9 protein-coding genes and 1 pseudogene are annotated in these 8,562 nt (G+C 65.7%); 9 read left to right on the top strand and 1 reads right to left on the bottom strand.

The window, feature by feature from the left end:
• From fliK to GEV02_RS32445, 3 genes are all read left to right on the top strand, one after another.
• The coding region (gene fliK / locus GEV02_RS32455; RefSeq protein WP_174999448.1) for a flagellar hook-length control protein FliK at positions 1 to 933 on the top strand (933 nt) is incomplete at its 5' end.
• Positions 930 to 1,262: an EscU/YscU/HrcU family type III secretion system export apparatus switch protein gene (locus GEV02_RS32450; protein ID WP_008451328.1), complete on the top strand. Its 333-nt coding sequence runs from the start codon at positions 930 to 932 to the stop codon at positions 1,260 to 1,262. The genes fliK and GEV02_RS32450, both read left to right, overlap by 4 nt.
• Before the next feature lie 14 nt (positions 1,263 to 1,276).
• Positions 1,277 to 2,035: a flagellar brake protein gene (locus GEV02_RS32445; RefSeq protein WP_152841904.1), complete on the top strand. Its 759-nt coding sequence runs from the start codon at positions 1,277 to 1,279 to the stop codon at positions 2,033 to 2,035.
• On the opposite strand, the gene fliE is transcribed toward GEV02_RS32445, so the two are convergent.
• Positions 2,032 to 2,376, bottom strand: coding sequence for a flagellar hook-basal body complex protein FliE (fliE, locus tag GEV02_RS32440; protein ID WP_008451334.1), 345 nt, complete (start codon positions 2,374 to 2,376; stop codon positions 2,032 to 2,034). The two genes, GEV02_RS32445 and fliE, sit on opposite strands and share 4 nt — an antisense overlap.
• A 227-nt stretch (positions 2,377 to 2,603) precedes the next feature.
• On the opposite strand from fliE, the gene fliF reads away from it, so the two are divergent.
• From fliF to GEV02_RS32410, 6 genes and pseudogenes are all read left to right on the top strand, one after another.
• On the top strand, positions 2,604 to 4,355 hold the full coding sequence (gene fliF / locus GEV02_RS32435; RefSeq protein WP_152841903.1) for a flagellar basal-body MS-ring/collar protein FliF: 1,752 nt from the start codon (positions 2,604 to 2,606) through the stop codon (positions 4,353 to 4,355).
• The gene (gene fliG / locus GEV02_RS32430; RefSeq protein WP_008451337.1) at positions 4,348 to 5,346 is read left to right on the top strand and encodes a flagellar motor switch protein FliG; all 999 of its coding nucleotides are present in this window, start codon (positions 4,348 to 4,350) and stop codon (positions 5,344 to 5,346) included. Before fliF ends, fliG begins: the two co-directional genes overlap by 8 nt.
• Positions 5,346 to 6,101, top strand: coding sequence for a flagellar assembly protein FliH (locus GEV02_RS32425; RefSeq protein WP_152841902.1), 756 nt, complete (start codon positions 5,346 to 5,348; stop codon positions 6,099 to 6,101). The genes fliG and GEV02_RS32425 overlap by 1 nt, the downstream gene beginning before the upstream one ends.
• A 1-nt stretch (position 6,102) precedes the next feature.
• A complete protein-coding gene (gene fliI, locus GEV02_RS32420; protein WP_152841901.1) occupies positions 6,103 to 7,536 on the top strand; it encodes a flagellar protein export ATPase FliI in 1,434 nt (477 codons plus the stop codon).
• 36 nt (positions 7,537 to 7,572) lie between these two features.
• Positions 7,573 to 8,013 (top strand): flagellar export protein FliJ, encoded by a 441-nt coding sequence (fliJ, locus tag GEV02_RS32415; RefSeq protein ID WP_152841900.1) that lies wholly within the window; start codon positions 7,573 to 7,575, stop codon positions 8,011 to 8,013.
• A 35-nt stretch (positions 8,014 to 8,048) separates the two neighbouring features.
• Positions 8,049 to 8,562: pseudogene (locus tag GEV02_RS32410) on the top strand (flagellar hook-length control protein FliK); the annotation flags it as partial.

The following is an 8,562-nucleotide window of genomic DNA, read 5'->3' as shown; positions in this document are numbered from 1 at the left end:
GCTGTCGCCACACCCGGCAGCGCCGTCACGCCCGGCACTGCGCAGCCTCCCGCCGCCGCCAACGCCGGAGCCCAGGCCGCCGCCAGCGCAGCAGCTCAAGCCGGAGCCGCCGCAGCCGCGCAGGCCTCCGGCGGCGCATTGCCGGCCGAAGCGGTCAGGCCGCAAAGCCTGGCCGCCACCCTGCTCGGCAAGGCGCCGCTGACGCCCGCCAACGAATTGCCCGACCTCGACCCCAGCACGCCCCAAGCCACGCTGAGCAACACCGCGCGCGTGCTGACCAGCGTGCTCAGCACCGCCCAGGGCGGCAACGCCGCGCAACTGGCCCTGATCGGCAAGAGCGCGCTGTTCGGCAACGCCGCGCCGGCCGCCGAGCAACTGGCGCAAAAGCTGCAGGACACCATCTCGCAAAGCGGCCTGTTCTACGAATCCCATGTCACCGAATGGGCCAAGGGCGAACGCCCCCTGACCGAGCTGATGCGCGAACCGCAGATGCAGCGCATGCTGCAGAGCGGCGAAACCGCCGCCCGCGCCGCCGCCAACGGCCCCGACCTGAGCGCGGCGCAGCTGATCAACCAGCAACTGCACACCCACGAGCAAGGCCGGGTGCAATGGAATGGCGAAGCCTGGCCGGGCCAGGCCATGCAATGGGAAATCCGCCGCGAGCAGCGCGACGGCCGCCAGAACGAGGGCCAGGATGGCGCCGACGGCGAACCGGAACAGATCTGGCGCAGCGGCGTGCGCTTCCGCTTCCCGATGCTGGGCGCGGTGTCGGCGGCGGTGACGCTGATCGGCGGCCAGGTGCATATCCAGGTGCAAGCCGACGACGGCGACACGGCCGACACGCTGCGCGCCTACGCCGGCCAGCTGGAGCAGGCGATGGAGGCGGCCGGCGCCCCGCTGTCCTCGCTGACCATCGCCCAGGAGTCGCCATGACCGACGAGCTGCCGCGCCGTCCGCTGCAACAGGCGGTGGCGCTGACCTACGAGAACGGCGCCCCGGCGCCCAAGGTCGTGGCCAAGGGCCGCGGGCTGGTGGCCGAGCAGATCATCGGCGTCGCGCTGGAGGCCGGCGTGTTCATCCACGAGTCCAAAGAACTTGTCTCTCTGCTCATGGACATAGATCTAGATCAACAGATTCCCCCTACGCTGTATCGGACGATTGCGGAACTATTAGCGTGGCTATATCATATTGAATCAGCGCAAAAGTCTGGCCTGCCACTTCCAGCGGCGCCGGACACCAGCATCCCCCTTACAGAGATTTGACGCGAACAGCAGCGATGTACCCACACTTTCAGGATGCGGAATTGGAAAACTGGCACGATTTTGAGGTTGAATCACGGAAGGAGATTCTCTCCCTGCTGCGCGGCATCGGCGGCAAGAATCAGCTGATCCGCATGCTGATCCAGGGCGAGTCGGACGTGTGCGTGACCTCGATCCTGGAAGTGGACGACCAGCTCAACACCGTGTACCTGGATTGCTCGATCGACCGCGAGCAGAACAAGCGCATCCTGGCCTCGCGCCGGCTGTCGTTCGAGACCACGCTGGACAAGGTGCGCATCCTGTTTGCCGCCGACCACATCGAAGCGGCGACCTTCGAAGGCAATCCGGCGTTCAAGATCGCCGTGCCGCCGACGCTGATCCGGCTGCAGCGGCGCGAGTACTACCGCATCTCGACGCCCGTGACCAACCCGGTGCGGGTGCTGATCCCGCTGCCGGAGGAACTGGGCGGCAGCACCACCTTCCCGCTGGCCGACATCAGCTGCGGCGGCATCGCCATCCTCGACAACAAGATGATCCTGGGCGACGCCATCGGCCGCAACTACCTGGACTGCAAGATCGATCTGCCGGAAATCGGCCAGGTGGCGACCTCGCTGCAGATCCGCAACTCGCTGGACCTGACGCTGCTCAACAACAAAACCAACCGCCGCCTCGGCTGCGAGTTCGTCAACATCTCGCGCGGCATGCTGTCGTACGTGCAGCGCTACATCACCAAGCTGGAACGCGAACGCAACGCCCGCATCGCCGGCCTGGGTTAAACCTGCATGTTCATGATGTCGTGATAGGCTGACACCAGCTTGTTGCGCACCTGGATGGTGGCCTGGAAGTTGATGCTGGCCTTCTGCATCGAGATCATCATGTCCGACAGGCTGACGCTGTCGTCGCCCATCGCGAATTTCTTGCTCATGTCGTCGGCCTGCACCTGGCTGGTGTTGACGCCGTCCAGCGCGTTCTTCAGCGCGTCGGAAAACTCCACCTTGGCGGCCGGCGCCGGTTCGGTCTTGATCACCGGCGGCGTCAGCCCCGGACGCGTGGCGTGCGCCTTCAACTGCGCGATCATGGCCTGGATCTGGCTTCCGTCGATTCCACCTGTCTTCATCTCACTCTCCATCTTGTTGCTGTCGCGAAACAAATTCCCACGACATGGCCGAGCGCGGCGTTACAATACGGCACGGCTCTATCAGAGCTGCCAGAATACCAAGAGCAAGGCCAGTCCCCATGGCCGAGCAGAACCGTAAACGGCGCTCTGTTTGGCCGATTGAATTGCCCACTAACAAGCGATAATGGCTCATCCTCTCTAGAACCTCGCACCGGAAACCAATCATCATGGCCGTAGCCGAACAAATCGACAACGACACCGCAGCCGCCGACGATGACGGTGCGGAGAAGCTACCCTTCATCCAGACGCCGATGGGCCGCAATTTCCTGCGCGCGGCCGGCGCGGCGGCCATCGTCGCCATCCTGCTCGGCCTGTGGCTGTGGAACAAGCCGCCTGAATACGGCGTGCTGTTCTCCAACTTCACCGACCGCGACGGCGGCGCCATCACGGCCGAGCTGGACAAGCTCAACGTCAAGCACAAGTTTTCCGACAACGGCACCGCCATCCTGGTGCCGACCGACCAGGTGCACGACATCCGCCTGAAACTGGCGGCCCAGGGCTTGCCCAAGGGCGGCAACGTCGGCTTCGAACTGATGGAAAACCAGAAGCTGGGCGTGTCCCAGTTCCTCGAACAGGTCAACTACCAGCGCGCGCTGGAAGGCGAACTGGCGCGCTCGATCCAGTCGCTGGCCGCGATCGAGAACGCCCGCGTCCACCTGGCGCTGCCGAAGCCGTCCGTGTTCGTGCGCGACCAGCAAAAGCCGACCGCCTCGGTGATCGTCACGCTGCACCCCAACCGCATGCTCGACCCCGGCCAGACCGCCGCCATCGTCCACCTGGTCGCCTCCAGCGTGCCGGAACTGCTGCCGGCCAACGTCACCGTGCTCGACCAGGCCGGCAACCTGATTTCCGACCAGACCAAGAACGGCAGCGCCGGCCTCAACGCCAAGAACATGGACGAGACCCAGCTCAAGTATGTCAAGGACATGCAGCTGCAAGTCATCAAGCAGGTCGAATCGATCATCATCCCCATCGTCGGCGAAGGCAATGTGCGCGCCGAGGCCACGGCCGACGTCGACTTCGCCCAGATCGAGCAAGCCGCCGAAACCTACAAGCCGAACTCGCCGCCGGCCGCCTCGGCCATCCGCAGCCAGCAGAGCAGCGAAACCAACGGCAACAACGGCGCCGCCAATCCGGGCGGCATCCCTGGCGCGCTGTCGAACCAGCCGCCCGGCACGGCCACCGCGCCGCTGACCCAGACCGCCGGCTCGCCGACCGGCACCGCGCCGGCCCCGGGCACGCCGCCGGGCGCGGCCGCCGCCGGCAGCACCGCAGCCGGCCCCAGCCACAAGGAATCGACCACCAACTACGAAGTCGACAAGACCGTGCGCTACGAGCAGCGCGGCATGGGCGGCCTGCGCCGCATGACGGTAGCGGTGGTGGTCAATTACAAACGCATCGTCGGCAAGGATGGCAAAGTCACCATCAAGGCCTATACTCCAGAAGAGATGGCCAAGATTAACGACCTGGTCAAGCAGGCCATGGGCTACAACCAAGACCGCGGCGACGCCGTCAGCGTGGCCAATTCGCCGTTCGACGGCGTCGACAAGCCGTTCGAACCGCCGCCGGAATGGTGGCGCGATCCGGCCAATTTGCCGATGGCCAAGGATCTGGCGAAATTCCTGATCACCGCGCTGATCCTGCTGTACATCGTGCTGCGCATCGTCAAGCCGATGATGCGTCCGGTGTTCAAGAAGATCGACGAGATCAACGCGCCGGAGCCGGAACCGGAAGAGCCGGAGGAAATCATCGAGGAAGGCCCGGACGAGGCCCTCATCGCCGAAGAAGAATTGCGCAAGATGGAAGAAAACACCGTGCGCTCTTACCGCGAAAATCTGGCCATGGCCAAGAAACTGGCCACCGAAGATCCGCGCATCGTTGCCAACGTGATCAAAGAATGGATAGGCGCAAATGACTGAGAATACCGGACTGCAAAAGGCCGCCATCCTGATGCTGGCCATGGGCGAGAGCGAGGCCGCCGAGGTGATGAAGTTCCTCGGCCCGCGCGAAGTGCTCAAGCTGGGCGCCGCCATGGCGACCATGAAGAACGTTCCCCACGAGGAAGTGGTGGGCACCTTGGACAACTTCCGCGACATGGTCGCGGCCGCCTCCACCGTGGGCCTGGATTCGGACGAGTACATCCGCCAGGTGCTGACCAAGGCGCTGGGCGACGACAAGGCCTCGGTGCTGCTGTCGCGCATCCTGGGCGGCAAGGACGCCTCCGGCATCGAATCGCTGAAGTGGATGGATTCGCAATCCGTGGCCGAGCTGATCCGCAACGAACACCCGCAGATCATCGCCACCATCCTGGTCCACCTGGAGCGCGACCAGGCTTGCGAAATCCTCGGCCACTTCACCGACCGCCTGCGCAACGACGTGGTGCTGCGTATCGCCACGCTGGACGGCGTGCAGCCGGCCGCGCTGCGCGAGCTGAACGACGTGCTGACCAAGCTGCTGTCGGGCAACGAGAACATCAAGAAATCGTCGCTGGGCGGCGTGCGCGCGGCGGCCGAGATCCTCAACTTCATGTCGGGCGAGCAGGAAGGTTCGGTGATGGACAACATCAAGAACTACGACAACGACATGGCGCAAAAGATCATGGACGAGATGTTCGTGTTCGACAACCTGATCGACATCGACGACCGCGGCATCCAGCTGCTGCTGCGCGAAGTGCAGTCGGAAATGCTGATCATCGCGCTGAAAGGCGCGTCGCAGGAGTTGCGCGACAAGATCTTCAAGAATATGTCGGCCCGTGCTTCGGAAATGATGCGCGAAGACCTGGAATCGAAAGGCCCGGTGCGCCTGTCCGAAGTGGAAACCCAGCAGAAGCAGATCCTGCAAATCGTCCGCCGCCTGGCCGACGAAGGCCAGATCGTGCTTGGCGGCAAAGGTGAGGATTCCTTCGTCTAATGTCTCTGCTACCCAAAGAACAGCAGTCGGCGTTCCAGCGCTGGGAGATGACCTCGTTTGGCGACGAGCGTCCGCGCGTGATCGCCCAACGCGAAGCCGAACAGCGCGAGCGCGACGCCGAACAGGCTCGCCTGGACGCCGAGCAGCGCCTACAGGATGCATTGCTGGAGCAACAGGAAGCGCTGGAAATGGGCCCGCCCCTGCCGCCGCCGATGGAATATCCGACCGTGGAAGAACTGGAAGCGATCCGCGAGGAAGCGCGCCAGGACGGCTACCAGGAAGGCCACGCGGCCGGCCATGCCGACGCCATCGAAGCCGGCAAGCTGGTCACGGCCGAAGAGCTGGAGCATGTGCGCGCCATCGCCGCCAACTTCACCAGCTCGCTGCACGACGCCGACCAGCTGATCGCCAACGACGTGCTGGAACTGGCCCTGCAACTGGCCAAGGGCATGCTGAAAAACGCGCTGCAGGTCAAGCCCGAGCTGATCCTGCCCATCGTGCGCGACGCCATCGAATACCTGCCGGTGCTGCAACAGCCGGCGTTGCTGGTGCTGCATCCCGATGACGCCGCCGTGGTGCGCGCCGGCATCGGCGAGGAGCTGGACAAGGGCGGCTGGCGCGTGGTCGAAGATCCGCAGGTCGGCCGTGGCGGCTGCAAGGTCGACACCGCCAGCAACCAGATCGACGCCACCGCCGCCGCGCGCTGGCAGCGCCTGAGCCACGCGCTCGGCAAAGAAGTGGACTGGCTGGCCTGACATGGACGCCGTCCCCGCCCCCGCCCCTGCCGCCTCGCCGGCGCCCGCCAGCCCGCACGCCGGCCGCTGGAAATCCTATCTGCACGACTGCTCCGCGCTGGTCGGCTTTGTCGAACCGATGCAAGTATCGGGCCGCGTCACGCGCGTGGCCGGGCTGGTGATGGAGGCGGTCGGCCTGCGCCTGGCCGTCGGCGCCGCCTGCACCGTGCCGCTGCCGTCCGGCGGCAAGATCGAGGCCGAAGTGGTCGGCTTCGAAGGCGACAAACTGTTCCTGATGCCGCAAAGCGACGTCGAAGGCGTGGTGCCCGGCACCCGCGTGTTCCCGGTCGAACCGACCATCCCCCGCCCCGGCAGCGTGGCCCACCCGCGCCGCCGCCCCAGCGACCGCGCGCGCCACCTGCCGGTCGGCCCCGAACTGCTGGGCCGCGTGCTGGACGGCGCCGGCCGCCCGCTCGACAGCCTGGGCCCGCTGCACGCCTCCGACAGCGCGCCGATCAACACCCGCCCCGCCAACCCGCTGGGCCGCGCGCCGATCACCGAAACGCTGGATGTCGGCGTGCGTTCGATCAACGCCATGCTGACCGTCGGCCGCGGCCAGCGCATGGGCCTGTTCGCAGGCTCGGGCGTCGGCAAGTCCGTGCTGCTGGGCATGATGGCGCGCTACACCGAGGCCGACATCATCGTCGTCGGCCTGATCGGCGAACGGGGCCGCGAGGTCAAGGAATTCATCGAACAGATTCTCGGCGAGGAAGGCCTGGCCCGTTCCGTCGTCGTGGCGGCCCCGGCCGATACGCCGCCGCTGATGCGCCTGCAGGGCGCGGCCTACGCCACCGCCATCGCCGAGCACTTCCGCGACAAGGGCCAGAACGTGTTGCTGATTATGGATTCGCTGACCCGCTACGCCATGGCGCAACGCGAGATCGCGCTGGCCATCGGCGAACCGCCGGCCACCAAGGGTTATCCGCCGTCGGTGTTCGCCAAGCTGCCGATCCTGGTCGAACGCGCCGGCAACGGCGAAATGGGCGGCGGCTCGATCACCGCCTTCTACACCGTGCTGACCGAGGGCGACGATCAACAAGACCCGATCGCCGACTCCGCGCGCGCCATCCTCGACGGCCACATCGTGCTGAACCGCCGCCTTGCCGAGGCCGGCCACTACCCCGCCATCGACATTGAACAGTCGATCAGCCGGGCCATGCACTCGATCACCTCGCACGAGCACCAGACCAAATCCCGCCATTTGAAGCAATTGTTCTCGCGCTACGAGCGCAGCCGCGACCTGATCAGCGTCGGCGCCTATGCGCCGGGCAGCGATCCGGTGCTCGACCAGGCCATCCAGTTGCATGACCGGATAGAGAATTTCCTGCAGCAGCAAATCACCGAACGCGTGACCATGGGCGAGAGCTTAGGCCAACTTACCTCTCTATTCGACTGATTGCCGCCGGCATCGGCCACCTATAATTGACCCATCATGGCTTCCAAAGCGCAACTTGAAACACTGATGGACCTGGCGCGCCGGGAAACCGACGATGCCGCCAAGCGGCTGGGCGCCGCGCTGAAGGCGGTCGACGACGCCAAGCAAAAGCACCAGATGCTGGTCGGCTATCGCGACGAGTATGCGAAACGCTTCGAAGCGGCGCAGGCGGCCGGCATCACGCCCATGGCTTACCGCAATTTCCAGGCTTTCATGGAAAAGCTGGAAGTGGCGGTCAAGGGCCAGCTGGACATGATCAAGCACGCCGAGTACCGCAGCGGCCAGGAAAAGACCGCCTGGCAGGCCAGCGAGCGCAAGCGCATGTCCTACTCCACCCTGAACGACAGGGCGGCGGCCGAAGCGCTGAAGCTGGAAAACAAGCGCGACCAGAAGCAGATGGACGAACACGCAGCACGGCAGGCGTATTACAAACGCTGACCTATTGAGATGCAACCAACCGACACGGCGCGATCATGCAAACCCAGAATCTTCAAATTCCCACCCTGACCGCCAACGCAGCGGCGGCACCCAAGGTCAACCTGAATCTGAACGCCGGCGGCGATAACAATGCCTTCCAGCGCGCCCTGTCGCGCGAGATGGACCAGCGCCAGGCCGGCCCGGCCGCCGGCAACGCCGGCAGCAATATCGGTGCCAAGGCTCCCGAGCGCCCTGCCGCGTCGCGCCCATCCGCGCCCAAGCAAACCGAACAAGCCAAGCCGGCCCAGGCGAAAAACCAGCAGGCCGACGCTGCGGACAACAACCAGACTGTCGCCAGGAACGATACCCAGGCCGCGCCAGCCGCCCCTGCGCCGGCCCAGAGCGCCGACCAGGACCGCAGCGCCAGCGCCGACCAGGCCGCCGATAGCGCGGCCAGCGACGCCCAGGCCGCAGCGCAGGCCGATCCGGTCGCCGACATGCTGGCCCTGGTGGCCGCCTTCAACCAGCCGGCAGCGCCAGCCAGCGCCCCGGTCGCCAGCCCGGCCGACG

It is taken from the genome of Rugamonas aquatica (genome assembly GCF_009380215.1).
GTDB classification, from domain to species: Bacteria; Pseudomonadota; Gammaproteobacteria; order Burkholderiales; family Burkholderiaceae_D; genus Rugamonas; species Rugamonas aquatica_B.
Note: the sequence above shows the minus strand (reverse complement) of the source record. Positions and strands in the feature narration are given on the sequence as shown.